This is a genomic window from Nocardioides sp. SLBN-35, assembly GCF_006715725.1.
In the GTDB taxonomy this organism is placed as follows: Bacteria; Actinomycetota; Actinomycetes; order Propionibacteriales; family Nocardioidaceae; genus Nocardioides.
The window spans coordinates 2,724,674-2,741,278 of the sequence record NZ_VFNU01000001.1 but is presented as its reverse complement, the minus strand read 5'-3'; the positions used below and the strand labels follow the sequence as shown (position 1 = coordinate 2,741,278).

The 16,605-nt window shown below is 70.4% G+C and carries 13 protein-coding genes and 1 rRNA gene; 2 read left to right on the top strand and 12 right to left on the bottom strand.

All coding sequences use genetic code 11. The features are described 5' to 3' along the window. Window positions 1–269: 269 nt before the first annotated feature. The 11 genes from FBY23_RS13250 to argC form a co-directional block, all read right to left on the bottom strand. A 16S ribosomal RNA gene (locus FBY23_RS13250) occupies window positions 270–1,789 on the bottom strand. Window positions 1,790–2,178: 389 nt separating this feature from the next. Further along, window positions 2,179–3,606: an argininosuccinate lyase gene (gene argH / locus FBY23_RS13245; protein ID WP_141798570.1), complete on the bottom strand. Its 1,428-nt coding sequence runs from the start codon at window positions 3,604–3,606 to the stop codon at window positions 2,179–2,181. 18 nt (window positions 3,607–3,624) lie between these two features. Further along, window positions 3,625–4,092, bottom strand: coding sequence for an NUDIX hydrolase (locus tag FBY23_RS13240; protein WP_160158234.1), 468 nt, complete (start codon window positions 4,090–4,092; stop codon window positions 3,625–3,627). 1 nt (window position 4,093) lies between these two features. Continuing rightward, window positions 4,094–5,524 (bottom strand): argininosuccinate synthase, encoded by a 1,431-nt coding sequence (argG, locus tag FBY23_RS13235; protein ID WP_141798568.1) that lies wholly within the window; start codon window positions 5,522–5,524, stop codon window positions 4,094–4,096. Then, a complete protein-coding gene (locus tag FBY23_RS13230; RefSeq protein WP_141798567.1) occupies window positions 5,521–6,051 on the bottom strand; it encodes an arginine repressor in 531 nt (176 codons plus the stop codon). The genes argG and FBY23_RS13230 overlap by 4 nt, the downstream gene beginning before the upstream one ends. A gap of 1 nt (window position 6,052) precedes the next feature. Next, window positions 6,053–6,979: an ornithine carbamoyltransferase gene (gene argF / locus FBY23_RS13225; protein WP_141798566.1), complete on the bottom strand. Its 927-nt coding sequence runs from the start codon at window positions 6,977–6,979 to the stop codon at window positions 6,053–6,055. After that, entirely contained in the window at window positions 6,976–8,196 is a 1,221-nt protein-coding gene (locus FBY23_RS13220) for an acetylornithine transaminase (RefSeq protein ID WP_141798565.1), read from the bottom strand. Before FBY23_RS13220 ends, argF begins: the two co-directional genes overlap by 4 nt. Further along, a complete protein-coding gene (gene argB / locus FBY23_RS13215; protein WP_141798564.1) occupies window positions 8,193–9,116 on the bottom strand; it encodes an acetylglutamate kinase in 924 nt (307 codons plus the stop codon). Before argB ends, FBY23_RS13220 begins: the two co-directional genes overlap by 4 nt. Then, on the bottom strand, window positions 9,113–10,264 hold the full coding sequence (argJ, locus tag FBY23_RS13210; protein ID WP_141798563.1) for a bifunctional glutamate N-acetyltransferase/amino-acid acetyltransferase ArgJ: 1,152 nt from the start codon (window positions 10,262–10,264) through the stop codon (window positions 9,113–9,115). The genes argB and argJ overlap by 4 nt, the downstream gene beginning before the upstream one ends. 26 nt (window positions 10,265–10,290) lie before the next feature. Further along, entirely contained in the window at window positions 10,291–10,704 is a 414-nt protein-coding gene (locus FBY23_RS13205; protein WP_160158233.1) for an ACT domain-containing protein, read from the bottom strand. Next, entirely contained in the window at window positions 10,701–11,753 is a 1,053-nt protein-coding gene (gene argC / locus FBY23_RS13200; RefSeq protein WP_141798561.1) for an N-acetyl-gamma-glutamyl-phosphate reductase, read from the bottom strand. The genes FBY23_RS13205 and argC overlap by 4 nt, the downstream gene beginning before the upstream one ends. A gap of 81 nt (window positions 11,754–11,834) precedes the next feature. Between argC and FBY23_RS13195 the strand changes: the two genes are divergently transcribed. Continuing rightward, window positions 11,835–12,836, top strand: a complete 1,002-nt coding sequence (locus FBY23_RS13195; protein ID WP_141798560.1) for an ATP-binding cassette domain-containing protein — start codon at window positions 11,835–11,837, stop codon at window positions 12,834–12,836. Beyond that, on the top strand, window positions 12,836–13,669 hold the full coding sequence (locus tag FBY23_RS13190) for an ABC transporter permease (RefSeq protein WP_174245209.1): 834 nt from the start codon (window positions 12,836–12,838) through the stop codon (window positions 13,667–13,669). The genes FBY23_RS13195 and FBY23_RS13190 overlap by 1 nt, the downstream gene beginning before the upstream one ends. Window positions 13,670–13,675: 6 nt before the next feature. On the opposite strand, the gene FBY23_RS13185 is transcribed toward FBY23_RS13190, so the two are convergent. After that, window positions 13,676–16,564, bottom strand: a complete 2,889-nt coding sequence (locus tag FBY23_RS13185) for an NB-ARC domain-containing protein (RefSeq protein WP_222117812.1) — start codon at window positions 16,562–16,564, stop codon at window positions 13,676–13,678. Between the last annotated feature and the right edge of the window lie 41 nt (window positions 16,565–16,605).

Below are 16,605 nucleotides of genomic sequence, written 5' to 3'. Positions count from 1 at the left end.
ACAAAACAATCACGAAACAAACACTATTATTAATGCTCGCGTCCACTATGAAGAAGTCAAACAACCAGAAGCCAAACCAGCCCCACACCCGGAACCAATCCAGGCAGGCGTCTGATGCCTCAGACACCCAACAGCGTGCCATACCTACCGAACAGCAACCACCTCACCCGAAGATGAACCAGCACCGTCCAACGATCGTTGCGTTCCACTATCCGAACACCCCAAGTAACAACAACACATTCGGCTGTCGTTGCGGGTGTGCTCCTTAGAAAGGAGGTGATCCAGCCGCACCTTCCGGTACGGCTACCTTGTTACGACTTCGTCCCAATCGCCAGCCCCACCTTCGACGGCTCCTTCCACAAGGGTTAGGCCACCGGCTTCGGGTGTTGCCGACTTTCGTGACGTGACGGGCGGTGTGTACAAGGCCCGGGAACGTATTCACCGCAGCGTTGCTGATCTGCGATTACTAGCGACTCCGACTTCATGGGGTCGAGTTGCAGACCCCAATCCGAACTGAGACCGGCTTTTTGGGATTCGCTCCCCCTCACGGGATCGCAGCCCTTTGTACCGGCCATTGTAGCATGCGTGAAGCCCTGGACATAAGGGGCATGATGACTTGACGTCATCCCCACCTTCCTCCGAGTTGACCCCGGCAGTCTCCCATGAGTCCCCGGCATAACCCGCTGGCAACATGGAACGAGGGTTGCGCTCGTTGCGGGACTTAACCCAACATCTCACGACACGAGCTGACGACAGCCATGCACCACCTGTACACCAGTATCAAAGAGACCCCCATCTCTGGGGGCTTCCGGTGTATGTCAAACCCAGGTAAGGTTCTTCGCGTTGCATCGAATTAATCCGCATGCTCCGCCGCTTGTGCGGGCCCCCGTCAATTCCTTTGAGTTTTAGCCTTGCGGCCGTACTCCCCAGGCGGGGCGCTTAATGCGTTAGCTACGGCACGGAACCCATGGAATAGGCCCCACACCTAGCGCCCAACGTTTACGGTGTGGACTACCAGGGTATCTAATCCTGTTCGCTCCCCACACTTTCGCTCCTCAGCGTCAGGTAATGCCCAGAGAACCGCCTTCGCCACCGGTGTTCCTCCTGATATCTGCGCATTTCACCGCTACACCAGGAATTCCATTCTCCCCTGCATACCTCTAGTCTGCCCGTATCGGAAGCAAGCACCGAGTTAAGCCCGGTGTTTTCACTCCCGACGCGACAAACCGCCTACGAGCCCTTTACGCCCAATAATTCCGGACAACGCTCGGACCCTACGTATTACCGCGGCTGCTGGCACGTAGTTGGCCGGTCCTTCTTCTGTACCTACCGTCACTTGCGCTTCGTCGGTACTGAAAGAGGTTTACAACCCGAAGGCCGTCATCCCTCACGCGGCGTTGCTGGATCAGGCTTCCGCCCATTGTCCAATATTCCCCACTGCTGCCTCCCGTAGGAGTCTGGGCCGTGTCTCAGTCCCAGTGTGACCGGTCACCCTCTCAGGCCGGCTACCCGTCAAAGCCTTGGTGAGCCATTACCTCACCAACAAGCTGATAGGCCGCGAGCACATCCTGTGCCGAAAAAACTTTCCACCACCAATAGATGCCTATAGTGGTTATATCCGGTATTAATCACCGTTTCCGGTGGCTATCCCAGAGCACAGGGCAGATTACTCACGTGTTACTCACCCGTTCGCCGCTCGAGTACCCCCGAAGGAGCCTTTCCGCTCGACTTGCATGTGTTAAGCACGCCGCCAGCGTTCGTCCTGAGCCAGGATCAAACTCTCCATAAGAAACTTGATACCTGACAATCAAGACCCTGCTGACAAACTTGTCATCAGAATCATCATTGCCGAAAACACACACCCAACCCCAAAGGATCGAGTGCACACAAACGTCACAACAATCTATGCATGACACACTGTTGAGTTCTCAAACATCACACGCTCTCGCGCCTCGGCCCTTCGGGCTTCGGTCGCGGGGCAACCTGTGAAACGTTAGTGGTTCGTCTTCCACTCGTCAACTCCGGGCTACCGGAGCCTCAGACCGGGGTCTGAACCGTGCTGCGGGCGTAGCGAAACGCTCTTGTTTGGGGCCTTGCCCCGGAGGTTCTCGCTGCGTTCCCCGCAACGAGAAGAACATTAACAGCACACGTCCCCCTCGTTGCAAATCGGGGTGCCCCTCAGCGCGCGGAGCGGGTCTCCTGCACGCGTTTGCGCAGGTCAGCGAGCTGTTCGGCGACGCGGACCGGTGCGGTGCCGCCCCGGCCGTCGCGGGACGCGACGGATCCCTCGACGGTCAGGACGGTGCGGACCTCGGGGGTCAAATGGGGCGAGATGGCCGCGAACTGCTCGTCGGTGAGCTCGTCGAGCTCGATCCCGAGGCCTTCGCACTCGCGGACGCAGGCGCCCGCGAGCTCGTGGGCGACCCGGAACGGGACGCCCTGCTTCACGAGCCACTCGGCGATGTCGGTGGCCAGCGAGAATCCCTGGGGTGCCAGCGCCCCCATCCGATCGGTGTCGAAGACGAGCGTCGCGACCTGGCCGGTGAAGGCCGGGAGCAGCACCTCGAGGGTGTCGACGGAGTCGAAGACCGGCTCCTTGTCCTCCTGCAGGTCGCGGTTGTAGGCGAGCGGGAGGGCCTTGAGGGTGGTGAGCAGGCCGGTCAGGTTGCCGACGAGGCGGCCCGCCTTGCCGCGGGCCAGCTCGGAGATGTCGGGGTTCTTCTTCTGCGGCATGATGCTCGACCCCGTCGACCACGAGTCGTGGAGCGTGGCGAAGCCGAACTCCTTGGTCGCCCAGAGGATGACCTCCTCGGCGATCCGACTGACGTCGATGCCGGTCTGCGCGGCGACGTAGGCGAACTCGGCGACGAAGTCGCGCGACGCCGTACCGTCGATCGAGTTCGCGGTCGATCCGGTGAAGCCCAGCTCGCGGGCGACCAGCTCCGGGTCGAGGCCCAGGCTCTGGCCGGCCAGCGCCCCGGAGCCGTACGGCGAGTCGCCGGCCACCCTGCGCCGCCAGTCGCCGAGTCGCTCGACGTCGCGGAGCAGCGCCCAGGCGTGGGCGAGCAGGTGGTGCGAGAGCAGCACGGGCTGGGCGTGCTGGAGGTGGGTGCGGCCCGGCATGATCGCCGGTCCCCCACCGACCGAGGTGAGGTGCTGCTCGGCCTGCCCGGCCAGTGCCTCGACCAGGTCGAGGACCAGGTCCCCGACCGTGACCGAGTGGTCGAGCAGGTAGCAGCGGAAGAGCGTGGCGATCTGGTCGTTGCGGGAGCGGCCGGCGCGGAGCTTGCCGCCGACGTCGGGGCCGACCTCCTCGATGAGGAGCCGCTCGAGGGCGCCGTGGACGTCCTCGTCGGAGGGGTCGGGCCGCAGGGAGCCGTCGGTGAACCGGGAGGCGAGGGCGTCGAGCCCGCGGTGCAGCTCGGCCTCCTCGTCGGCGGTGAGCAGGCCCGCGGCGCCCAGTGCCTTGGCGTGGGCGTGGGAGCCGGCGATGTCGTAGAGGCCGAGCCGCCAGTCGAAGTGGGTCGAGCGCGACAGGGCGTCCAGCTCCGGCGAGGGTCCGCCCTCGAAGCGTCCGCCCCACAGCTTGCCGGTGTTGGTGCTCATTGCGCTGGTTCCGTCCTGTCAGTTCCGCCGGACGTGCGCGATCGCCGCCCGCATCTGGTCGATCAGCCGCGGGTCCACCGCGCGGCCGTCGTGGTCGAGGTCCTCAGGGGTCCACCAGGCCGCGTCGAAGATCGACTGCGACTCCAGGTGGTCGAGCCCGTCGAAGCTGATGGGCGTCTCCTCGAGGGCGAGCGCGAACAGCGTCGAGTCGTTGACGTAGTCGCGGCCGTCCCAGGAGAACCCGACTTCGAAGGTGCCGAACGGCTCGCCGAGCAGTGCCGCGGAGACGTCGATGCCGGTCTCCTCTCGCAGCTCGCGGGCGCCGGCCTCGGCGAGGGTCTCCCCCGCGTCGAGGCCGCCGCCGATGCTGAACCAGTAGCGCACCTCCGGCAGCGCGGGATCACAGCCGAGCAGCAGCAGGACCTTGCCGTCGCTGCTGACCGGGAGCACCCGGGCCACCGTGCGCCTGGTCGGCTCGTCGTGCACCTCAGTCGGTCCCGATCTCCATCGCCACGTCCTCGAGGATGGCCTCGCCCTCGTCGCCGCCGTCGGGGTTGGCGGTGATCTGGTCGTAGCCGCCGGCAGGCAGCTCGCCGAAGAGGGTGCCGTGCTCGACGAGGACGGTGCCCTGGTCGAGCGGCTGACCCGCGTACGCCTCGAGCTTGGCGCGGCTGTCGGCGATGTCGAGGTTGCGCATGGTCAGCTGACCGATCCGGTCGGTCGGGCCGAAGGCGGCGTTCTCGACGCGCTCCATGGAGAGCTTCTCCGGGTGGTAGGAGAAGTTCTCGCCCTCGGTGCGCACGATCGTGTAGTCGTCGCCGCGGCGCAGCCGCAGCGTGACCGTGCCGGTCACCAGCGAGGCGATCCAGCGCTGGATCGACTCGCGCAGCATCAGCGCCTGCGGGTCGAGCCAGCGGCCCTCGTAGAGCAACCTGCCGAGCTTGCGGCCCTCGAGGTGGTAGTTGGCGAGGGTGTCCTCGTTGTGGATCGCGTTGAGCAGGCGCTCGTACGCCGCGAACAGCAGCGCCATGCCGGGCGCCTCGTAGATGCCGCGGGACTTCGCCTCGATGATGCGGTTCTCGATCTGGTCCGACATGCCGAGCCCGTGTCGTCCACCGATGGCGTTCGCCTCCAGGACGAGGGCCACCGCGTCGTCGTAGCGCCGGCCGTTGATGGCGACAGGACGGCCGGCCTCGAAGGTGACCGAGACGTCCTCGGTGTCGATCGCGACCGTGGGGTCCCAGAACTTCACACCCATGATCGGCTCGACGATCTCGAGCGAGACGTCGAGGTGCTCGAGCACCTTGGCCTCGTGGGTGGCGCCCCAGATGTTGGCGTCGGTGGAGTAGGCCTTCTCCGTGGAGTCGCGGTACGGCAGGCCGTGCTCGACCAGCCACTCGCTCATCTCGTGGCGGCCGCCGAGCTCCTCGACGAAGTCGGCGTCCAGCCAGGGCTTGTAGATCCGCAGCTCAGGGTTGGCCATCAGGCCGTAGCGGTAGAACCGCTCGATGTCGTTGCCCTTGTAGGTCGAGCCGTCGCCCCAGATGTTGACGTCGTCGGCCTGCATCGCGCGCACCAGCATGGTGCCGGTGACGGCACGACCGAGCGGCGTGGTGTTGAAGTAGGCCTTGGCGCCGGAGCGGATGTGGAAGGCACCGCACGCCAGAGCGGCGAGGCCCTCCTCGACCAGCTGGGGCTTGATGTCGACCGCTCGGGCGATCTCGGCGCCGTACTGCTTCGCACGCGCGGGGACGCCGGCGATGTCGGGCTCGTCGGGCTGACCGATGTCGGCGGTGTAGGTGCACGGGATCGCACCCTTGTCGCGCATCCACGCCACCGCGACGGAGGTGTCGAGGCCGCCGGAGAAGGCGATACCGACGCGCTCTCCCTGGGGAAGGGAGGTCAGGACCTTGCTCAACTCTGTGAATCCTTTCGGGTGTCGCCCTCGGCGAGTGCGGTGAACTTGTGGGCCAGGGCGTCTCCCCCGGCGGGGTCGCGCCCGATCACGAGCACAGTGTCGTCCCCGGCGATGGTCCCGAGCACGTCGGCGAGCTCGACCTTGTCGATGGCGCTGGCCAGGAACTGGGCCGCGCCGGGCGGGGTGCGGAGTACGACGAGGTTGGCACTGGCCTCGGCGCTGACCAGCAGCTCGGAGGCCAGCCGGGACAGGCGGTGCTGGGACGCGGCGCTCTCCCCCGTCACCGGGGACCGGTTGCCGCCCTCGGCGGGCACGGCGTACACGAGGGCGCCGGTGGTGGAGCGGACCTTGACCGCGTCGAGCTCGACGAGGTCGCGGCTCAGCGTGGCCTGGGTGACGTGCACGCCCCGACCGCCCAGCAGGTCGGCGAGCTCGGGCTGGGAGCGCACCTCGCGGGTCTCCAGGAGCTCGACGACGATCGCCTGCCGGGCGCTCTTCGTCATCGGGGTCAGGGCGTGCTCGCTCATGTCAGGAACGCTTGCCCTCGAGCCAGGTCAGGACGGCCTTCTGGGCGTGGCGCCGGTTCTCGGCCTCGTCCCACACCACGCTCTGCGGGCCGTCGAGGACCTCGGCGGCGATCTCCATGCCGCGGTACGCCGGCAGGCAGTGCATCACGATGGCGTCGGCCCGCGCCGCGGCGACCAGCCCGGGGGTCACCGACCAGGGGCCGAAGACGGCGCGGCGGGCGTCGCGCTCGTCCTCCTTGCCCATCGAGACCCAGGTGTCGGTGATGACGACGTCGGCGCCGGCGACCGCCTCGAGCGGGTCGACGACGGCGACACCGGATCCGCCGGTGGCAGCGCCGATCTCGTCGGCGCGGGCGAACATGGCGTCGTCGGGGACGTAGCCGTCGGGGCCGCTGACCCGCACGTGCATCCCGGCGGTGGCGCCGGCGAGCAGCCAGGAGTTGCCCATGTTGCAGGCCCCGTCGCCGAGGAAGGCGGCGGTCAGCCCGGCCAGCTCGCCCTTGTGCTCGCGGATGGTGAGCAGGTCGGCGAGCAGCTGGCAGGGGTGGAACTCGTCGGTGAGGGCGTTGACGACCGGGACGCCGGCGTGGGCCGCCATCTCGTCGAGGTTCGCCTGCGCGTAGGTGCGCCACACGATCTGCGAGGCCTGGCGGCCGAGCACGCGGGCGACGTCGGCGACGGACTCGCGCTTGCCGATGCCGGCCAGGGTGCCGTCGACGAGCATCGGGTGGCCGCCGAGCTCGGCGATGCCGGCCGCGAAGGAGGCCTGGGTGCGCAGGGTGGGCTTGTCGAAGATCATCGCGACGGTGCGCGGCCCGGCCAGCGGCTGGTGGCCGAAGGGCTCGGCCTTGAGCTTGGCCGCGAGGTCCAGCACCTCGGCCTGCTCGGCCGGGCTGAGGTCGTCGTCGCGGAGGAACGAGCGGGTCATGCCTGCACTCCTGCCTGGTCGAGGCCTGCGTGGTCGAGGATGGCCGGCCAGGCCGCCGCGAAGGCGGCGACGTCGGCGTCGGCGAGGTTGAGCGGCGGGGCCATCCGCACCCGCTCGGGGGTGGCGGCGTTCAGGAGGAAGCCGGCGTCCTGCGCGGCGGTGACCGCCTCGGCGGCCTTGGGCTCGGCGAGGGTCAGCCCGACGAGGAGACCTGCACCGCGGGTCTCGACGACCCGGGCGTCGGCGCCGGCGGCGGCGCGCAGCGCGGCGCCCTGGGCACGCGCGTGGGCGAGCAGGTCGTCGTCGGCGATCACGTCGAGGACGGCGAGCGCCGCCGCCGCGGCGACCGGGTTGCCGCCGAAGGTCGTGCCGTGGTTGCCCGGGTCGAAGAGCTTGCCGGCTCCGTGGGTGGCCAGGCACGCACCGATCGGGATGCCGCCGGCCAGGCCCTTGGCGAGGGTGACGATGTCGGGCGTGACGGGAGCGTCGACGAGGGCGGGGTTCTGGTGCGCGAACCAGGCACCGGTCCGGCCGACGCCGGTCTGGATCTCGTCGAGCCAGAGCAGGGCGCCGTTCTCGTGGGCGATCCGCTGCGCGGTCGGCAGGTAGTCGCGCGGCGGCACGATGACGCCGGCCTCCCCCTGCACCGGCTCGACCAGGATGGCCGCGGTGTCACGGTCGACGGCGGCCTCGAGGGCTGCGGCGTCGCCGTACGGGACGAACACGACGTCGCCGGGCAGCGGCTCGAAGGGCTCGCGGTAGGCGAGCTTGGAGGTCAGCGCGAGGGCACCCATGGTGCGGCCGTGGAAGGAACCCTCGGTGGCGACGATCCTGGTGCGGCCGGTGCGCCGGGTCAGCTTGAACGCGGCCTCGTTGGCCTCGGCGCCGGAGTTGGTGAAGAACACCCGGGCCTCGGTGCCGAGAAGGCCGACGAGCCGCTCGGCGAGGGTGATCTGCGGGCCGCTGGCGAAGAAGTTCGAGATGTGGCCGAGGGTCTGCAGCTGCTCGGTGACAGCGGCGACCAGGCGCGGGTGGCCGTGGCCGAGCGCGTTGACGGCGATGCCGCCGAGCAGGTCGACGTACTCACGACCGTCGGCGTCCCACACGTGGGCGCCCTCACCGCGCACCAGCACGGTCTTGGGCGGGCCGAAGGTGTTCATCAGCGCGCCGGTGTAGCGCTCGGTCCACTCCCGGTTGTCGGGGTGCGTCGCGGTCATTGGTGGGCCTCCCGGGCCTTGCGGGTCTTGGTCGTGACGCCGGGCAGCACCTGGGTGCCGACGCCCTCGTCGGTGAACAGCTCGAGGAGTACGGCGTGCTCCTGGCGCCCGTCGACGACGGTCGCACGCTTCACGCCGTCGCGCACGGCCTGCAGGCAGGCGCTCATCTTGGGGATCATCCCGCTGGCGAGCGACGGGAGGATCTCCTCCAGCGCCTCGGGGCTGATCTCGCCGATGACCTCCTCGGGGTCCGGCCAGTCGAGGTAGAGGCCCTCGACGTCGGTGAGGACGAGCAGCTTCTCGGCACCGAGGGCGGCGGCCAGCGAGGCGGCCGCGGAGTCGGCGTTGACGTTGTGGACCACGCCGTCGGCGTCGGGCGCCACGCTGGACACGACCGGGATCCGGCCGGCCTCGATCAGGTCGAGGACCGCCTCCGGGCGGACGTGGGCGACCTCGCCGACCAGGCCGAGGTCGACCTCCTCGCCATCGACGACGGTGCCGGTCTGCTCGGCGGTGAACAGGTGGGCGTCCTCGCCGGACAGGCCGACCGCGAGCGGGCCGTGCTCGTTGATCAGGCCGACCAGCTCGCGCTGGACCTGGCCGACGAGCACCATGCGTACGACGTCCATCGCCTCGGGCGTGGTGACCCGCAGGCCGCCGCGGAACTCCGACTCGATGCCGAGCCGGTCGAGCATGGTGGAGATCTGCGGACCGCCGCCGTGGACGACGACCGGGCGGAAGCCCGCGAAGCGCAGGAACGCGATGTCCTCGGCGAAGGCGCGCTTGAGGGTCTCGTCGGTCATCGCGTTGCCGCCGTACTTGATGACGACGATCTTGCCGTGGTACGCCTTCAGCCACGGCAGCGCGCCGGCGAGGGTCTCGGCCTTGAACGGGTCGGGCTTTCCCTTGGCTTCATTCATGAGGAGTAGGCGCTGTTCTCGTGGACGTAGGCGTGGGTCAGGTCGTTGGTCCAGACCGTCGCCTCGGCGGCGCCGGCCTTGAGGTCGATGGTGACGGTGACCTTCCGGTCGGACAGGTCGACGAGCGACGGGTCCTCGGCGGGCGTGCTGTTGCGGCACACCCACACGCCGTTCATCGCGACGTCGAGGTCGGCGGGGTCGAAGGCGGCGCTCGTCGTACCGACGGAGGCGAGGACCCGGCCCCAGTTGGGGTCCTTGCCGAAGACGGCCGCCTTGAAGAGGTTGCTGCGGGCGACGCTGCGGCCGACCTCGACCGCGTCGTCCTCGGAGACGGCGCCCCGCGTGGTGATCGCGATCTCGTGGTCGGCGCCTTCGGCGTCGGCGAGCAGCTGGAGCGCCAGCGAGCGGCAGACCTCGGTGAGCGCGGCGGTGAAGTCGGACAGGCCGGGCGCGACGCCGGACGCGCCGCTGGCCATCAGGGTGACGGTGTCGTTGGTGGACTGGCAGCCGTCGGAGTCGAGCCGGTCGAAGCTGACCCGGGTGGCGGCGCGCAGGGCGGCGTCGAGGTCGGCGGCGGGGACGACGGCGTCGGTCGTGATGACGACGAGCATGGTGGCGAGGGCCGGCGCGAGCATGCCGGCGCCCTTGGCCATGCCACCGATCGACCAGCCGTCTCCCTGCACGACGACCTGCTTGGACACCGTGTCGGTGGTCATGATCGCCTCGGCCGCCTCGTTGCCGCCGTCGGCGGAGAGCTGTGCGTGGAGGGTGCCGACGCCGTCGAGCAGCGTCTGCCGGTCGTTGACCAGGCCGATCAGGCCGGTGGAGCACACGACCACGTCGCCGGCGGCGATGCCGACCAGCTCGCCGACCTTCTCGGCGACCTGGTGGGTGGTCTGGAAGCCCTCGGGGCCGGTGTAGCAGTTGGCACCGCCGGAGTTGAGGACGACGGCGCGTACGACGCCGTCCTTGACGACCTGCTCGCTCCACAGCACGGGGTTGGCCTTGCAGCGGTTGCTGGTGAAGACCGAGGCGGAGTCGAACGTGGGGCCCTGGTTGACGACGAGGGCGAAGTCCTTGTTGCCGGTCGACTTCAGGCCGATCGCGGCGCCGGCGGCGACGAAGCCGGCGGGGTGGGTGACGCTCATGGGTTATGCGGTTCCTTCGGGACGGTTCAGGCAGGGACGGCGGGGGCGACGGTGTGCCCCGATCGTCGCCAGGCCTCCTCGGCCGTGTCGGCCATCCCGGTCGGGACCAGGATCCAGTCGGTGTCGAAGGTGGAGAGCGTGAAGACCGGGATCCCGGCCTCGGCCAGCGGGGTCAGCAGGCCGACCAGGATCCCGACCGCCGACAGGTCGAGCTCGCCGTCGACGCAGAAGGCGGTGAGCGGCTTCTGGTGGCGCGCCTTCTTGGGCACGCTGCGCCCGGCGCAGACCAGGGAGGTCTCGGTCGCCGTCGCGGTGATCGAGAAGACCGAGGAGGACTCGGCCCACAGCGGGATCTCGGCGCCGGCCGCCAGCCGGACGACCGCGAGGGTCTCCGGGTAGCGCGAGAGGGAGTAGCTGGTCTGCTCGGTCTGCTCGGTCACGGGGCCAGTCCTACGGTGGTCAGGCCCGTGGTCTCGTCGAGACCCAGGGCGAGGTTCATGCACTGCACGGCGGCGCCGGCGGTGCCCTTGGCGAGGTTGTCGATGGCGCCGACGGCGACCAGCCTCCCGGCCGCCTCGTCGACGGTGACCTGCAGGTGCACGGCGTTGGAGCCGAGCACTGCCTGGGTCTGCGGCCACTGGCCGCCGGGCAGGACGTGGACGAACGGCTCGTCGGCGTACGCCTTGACGTAGGCGGCGTGCGCCTCCTCGGCGGTGACCGGGCCGGCCAGCGGGGCCGAGCAGGTGGCGAGGATGCCGCGCGACATGGGCACGAGCAGCGGGGTGAAGCTGACCTTGACCTCGGTGCCCTCCGGGGCGAGCCGGCCGAGGTTCTGGGTGATCTCGGGCGTGTGGCGGTGCACTCCGCCGACGCCGTACGCACTGGTGTTGCCCATGACCTCGCTGCCGAGCAGGTGCGTCTTGGCGGCCTTGCCGGCGCCGCTGGTGCCGGAGGCGGCGACGACGACGACATCCGGTACCACGAGTCCGGCGGCGACGGCCGGAGCCAGGGTCAGTGAGGAGATCGTCGGATAGCAGCCGGGTACGGCGATCCGCCGGGCTCCCTGGAGCGCCTCCCGGTTGCCGGGGAGCTCGGGCAGGCCGTAGGGCCAGGTGCCGGCGTGGGCGCTGCCGTAGAACTGCTCCCAGGCAGCGGCGTCCTCGAGGCGGAAGTCGGCGCCGCAGTCGATGACGACGACGTCCGGGTTGTGCGCGGTGAGCTCATCGGCGAGTGCGCCGGACTGGCCGTGGGGCAGGCCGAGGAAGACGACGTCGTGACCCGCGAGCACCTCGACCGTGGTCGGCTCGAGCACCCGCTCGGCGAGCGGGACCAGGTGAGGCTGCAGTGCGCCGAGGCGCTCCCCCGCGTTGCTGGCCGCGGTGACCGCGCCGATCTCGACCCCGGGGTGGCCGAGCAGCAGCCGCAGCACCTCGCCCCCGGCGTACCCACTGGCGCCCGCGACGGCGGCCCTCACCTTGCTCATGTGCATGAACATACAGGGTTGTGCATGAAACCGCGACAGCGGCCCGCTGAAACCGCCGTGAAAGCGGCGCCCGGCAGGCTCCCACCCATGAACGACATCCTCCACCCTCCCGCCCCCGGACGCGACCTCGCGGTCGACGCCCGCGGCCTGGTGAAGACCTTCGGGAGCTTCACCGCGGTCGGCGGCATCGACCTGCAGGTCGCTCGCGGCGAGGTCTTCGGCGTGCTCGGACCGAACGGCGCCGGGAAGACGACCACCTTGTCCATGCTCGCGACCCTGCTGCCCATCGACAGCGGTCACGCCTCGATCTTCGGCGTCGACGTCGCCTCCGAGCCGCACCGGGTGCGCCAGCTGCTCGGAGTCACCGGCCAGTACGCCTCGGTCGACGAGAACCTCACCGCCACGGAGAACCTGGTCCTCTTCGCCCGGCTGCTCGGACACCGGCGGCAGGGCGCGTACACGATCGCGGCCGACCTGCTCGAGCGGTTCGGCCTCACCGAGGCCGCCACCCGGCAGATCAAGAACTTCTCCGGAGGCATGCGGCGCCGGCTCGACCTGGCCGCCTCGCTGATCTCTCGGCCGCCGCTGATCTTCCTCGACGAGCCGACCACCGGCCTCGACCCGCGCACCCGCGGCCAGATGTGGGACACGATCCGCGAGCTGGTCGCCCAGGGCTCGACGATCCTGCTCACCACGCAGTACCTCGACGAGGCCGACCAGCTGGCCGACCGGATCGCGGTCATCGACGCGGGCCGCAAGGTCGCCGAGGGGACGCCGGAGCAGCTGAAGTCCGGCGTCGGGTCCTCGACCCTGCACCTGCGCCTGGCCGACCGCGAGCAGACGCCGACTGCCGCCGTGGTCGTCGAGCGGGTGCTCGGCGAGGCACCGGTGCTCACCCCCGAGGCCGGCGGGCTCAACGTGCCGCTGACCAACGCCGACCAGGCCGGCGACGTGCTCATCGCGCTGCGCCAGGCCGAGCTGTCGATCACCACCGCGACCGTGCGCCAGCCCACCCTCGACGAGGTGTTCCTGGCACTGACCGGGCACCACAGCGAACCCGACCAGACCGAGACCGAGGAGGTGGCGTGATGACCATGCTCGTCGACACGCACCCGGCGGCCGCCGTACCGCTGTCGCCGGCGGACCTGCCCGCCCGCCCGACCCTGCGCGACACGATCGACCAGACCCTGGCGATGGCGTGGCGCTCGACCAAGAAGATGCGCCGCAACCCGGAGCAGTTCTTCGACGTCACCATCCAGCCGCTGCTGTTCACGGCGATGTTCGCCTACATCTTCGGCGGCGCGATCTCGGGCAGCGTCAGCGCGTACCTGCCGCTGATCATCCCCGGCATCCTCGCCCAGACCGCACTCACCACCTGCATGGCGATGGGCACCCAGCTGCGCGAGGACATGGACAAGGGCACCTTCGACCGGTTCCGGTCACTGCCGATCGCCCGGATCGCACCCCTCGCGGGGCCTGCGCTGGCCGACGTCATCCGCTACACGATCGCCTCGACGCTGACCATCCTGGTCGGCCTCGCCATGGGCTACCGCCCCGGCGGTGGCGTCCTCGGCACGCTCGGTGGCTGGCTGCTCACCATCGTGGCGGCCTGGTCGCTGGCCTGGATCTTCACCTGGCTGGGCACCGTCGCCCGGTCCGCGCAGGCCGTGCAGGGCATCTCGATGCTCATCATGTTCCCGCTGACCTTCCTGTCCAACGCGTTCGTCCCGGCCGACTCGCTGCCCGGGTGGCTGGAGGCGTTCGTGAAGGTCAACCCGGTCTCGCACGTGGTCACCGCGTGCCGCGACCTGATCAACGAGGGCCAGGTCACCGCCGAGGTCGGCTGGGCGGTGCTCGGCTGCGCCGCGGTGGTCGCGATCTTCGCGCCGCTGGCGGTGCGGTCCTACTCGCGGAAGTTCTAAGCCGGGCTAAGGCCTCGGCTCATCGCCGAACAGCCGCGCGACGACGTCGCGGGTCTCGTCCAACAGGTCGAGCCCGCGGCGTTCGGCGTACTCCGCGTCGAGCAGGGCGAGCTCGCCCGGAAGGACGTCCTCGCAACGGGCGGCCGCGCGCTCCCACGACAGAGACGGCACGAAGCGCGGGTAGGCGAGGCGCTCGGCAAGCACGAGCAGTCGGACGGCCTCGGCCGTGGAGGAGGTGCCGTCGCGCAGGGCCCAGGTGCCGAGGGCGAAGAGCATCAGGCCCACCACCGGGACGTCGACGAACCTGCGGTCGCGCTCGATCACCCGCCGCAGCGCGTCCACCAGCCAGGGATGGAGCTCCCTCCCCCGCTCCTCGCGTCCGTGGAGGGCGAACGCGAGCAGGGCCACGGTGTTGCCGTAGATCGTCCACGGAGCGATGTCGGCGTCGTCCCCCATGCCGGGGAAGCGGACGGCGGCCATCGCCGCGGCGGCCTGCTCGACGATGCGGCAGCCCTCGTCCACCTCGCCCCGAGCGAAGGCGATCTCGGCCCTGGTGACCAGCACGGAGCCCCGGGCGCTGAACGCACCGCCGGCGGGGATGTCGGTGCGCGCCAGCACGTCGTCGAGGATCCGCTCGGCCTCGTCCGGGTCGCCGCGCTCGATCGCGGCGACCGCCGAGACGGCCATGGCCTGCAGCGCGTCCTCGTGCGCGCCGAGCCGGACCAGCACGGGTACGGCGGCCCGCGCGTACGGCTCCGCGAGCTCGGGCCGGCCGACCTGGCTGTAGAGGCCGGCGAGCTGGGAGTGCAGCACCGCCCTGGTCCAGGGACCGTCGTCGTCGGTGGCGACCGTCAGGGCCTCCTCGGCCGCCGCGATCGCTCCGGCGGCGTCACCGATGTTCTCGCGCTCGTGGCTGCGCCACTGCAGGGCCACGCCGCGCACCCGCGGATCGGCGGATCCGACGAGCTCGTCGGTGGGCGAGATGAGGTGGGTGGAGCCGGGCGCGTCCACGCCGAGCACGACGGTGGTCATCGCTGCGATCCGCGGGCTCGTCGTGCCGGGGCCGAGCGCGGTGAGCTCGCGGACGAGGGCGCTGACGTCGAGCTGGGCGATCCAGGAGTTGACCAGGGACAGGCACAGGGCCGCTCGCGCCTGGTCGGCGCGGGCGTGAGCGGCGCGGGCGCCGGCCAGGACCTCGGCGACCGGCTCGACCAGCATCACGACGCGGGCGTGCTCGCCGCGGATGCTCCAGAAGCCGCCGAGGAGCGCCATCAACGCGACCACGGCGTCGGGATCCGCGGCGGCGAGTGCCTTGCGCAGCGCGTCGGCGAGGTTGTTCTCCTCGGCCGCGATCTTGTCGATCGTCTCCACCTGCTCCCGGGAGAACAGCCGCGGTCCCAGTCGGTCCGCGATCGCGACCGCCCAGCCCTGGTGGGCCGCCTGCGCGTCGGCTTCCTCACCGGCGTCGACCAGCTGCATCCGGCCGAACTCACGGACGGTCTCGAGCATGCGATAGCGGGCCGGGGCTCCGTCACCGCTGTCGAGGACGGTCAGCAGGGACTGGGCGACCAGCTCCTCGACGGACGTGAGCGCGTCGTCGCCGAGCGTCCGCTCCGCCGCCTCGAGCGTGAAGCCGTCCTGGAAGACCGACAGCCGGCGCAGCCCGCGTCGGTCGCGCTCGGAGAGCAGGTTCCAGGACCAGTCGATGACCGCGAGGAGCGTCTGGTGGCGATCCGGGGCGCTGCGGTCGCCCCCGCGCAGGAGGGCGAACCGGTTCTCCAGCCGGGTCGCGATGTCGTCGACCGACATGGCTCGCACCTTGACCGCGGCCAGCTCGATCGCGAGCGGCAGCCCGTCGAGACGCTCCACGATCTCGGCGACGGCGGCCTCGGGGAGCGCGACCCGGGGTCGGGCGGCGAGCGCACGCTGGCAGAACAGGTCGGCTGCGTCCGCGGGTCCGAGCCGGCTCAGCTCGAAGACGTGCTCGGCGGCGATCGCGAGCGGGGCCCGGGTCGTGGTGAGCACCCGGAGTCCGGGTGTGACCGCGACGAGGAAGGCGACCAGGTCCGCGACGGCCTCGACCAGGTGCTCGCAGTTGTCGAGCACCAGGAGGCTCGGCGCCTGGTCGAGCTGCTGGGCGATCCGGGAGCGGATGTCGCGCACCTGCTCGGGGGTGAGTCTCTTGCGCCCCGTCACCGAGTCCCGTACGCCGAGTGCCGAGCCGACCTCGGCGACGACGTCGGCAGGGTCGACGACGCCGACCAGCTCCACCACGTGGACCGCCGGCTGGTCGGCCTCGGCGGCCACCAGCTGGGCGAGGCGGGTCTTGCCGAGCCCGCCCGGGCCGAGGATCGACACGACGCGGTGGGAGCCGACCAGCGCGCGCAGCCGGGCGAGGTCGCCGGTGCGTCCGACCAGGCTGCTGGCGTAGTGGGCCAGTCCCGAGCGGACCGGCCGGTCGAGCAGCATCAGCTCGTGGTGGAGGGCCTGCAGCTCGGGGGCGGGGTCGACGCCGAGGCGGTCGGCCAGACGGGCCCGGTGGTCCTCGTAGCGGGTGAGTGCCGCAGGCACGCCGCGGACGGCGGCCTCGCTGCGCAGCAGGGCCGCGAGGGCGAGGTCGTCGCCGTCGGTGCCGTTCTCCTCCAGCCGCGGCAGAGCCTCGTCGTGGCGGCCGAGGGCGGCCAGGATCCGGCCGGCGAGGGCGGGGTGCGCGTCGAGCTGCGGGAGGTACGGCGCCGCCTCGCTCCAGGCCCCGGCCGCGACGGCCCGGCGGGCAGCATCGACCGCCTGGTCGCTCGCCCAGACGTCGACGTCACCGGTGTCGAGCGCCAGCCGGTAGCCGTGCCCCGCCCGCTCGACGACGCCGGGCGCGGTCGCGGCCCGCGCCCGGGACACGACGACCTGCAGTGCCTTGGTCGGGCTGACGGGCGGCTCGT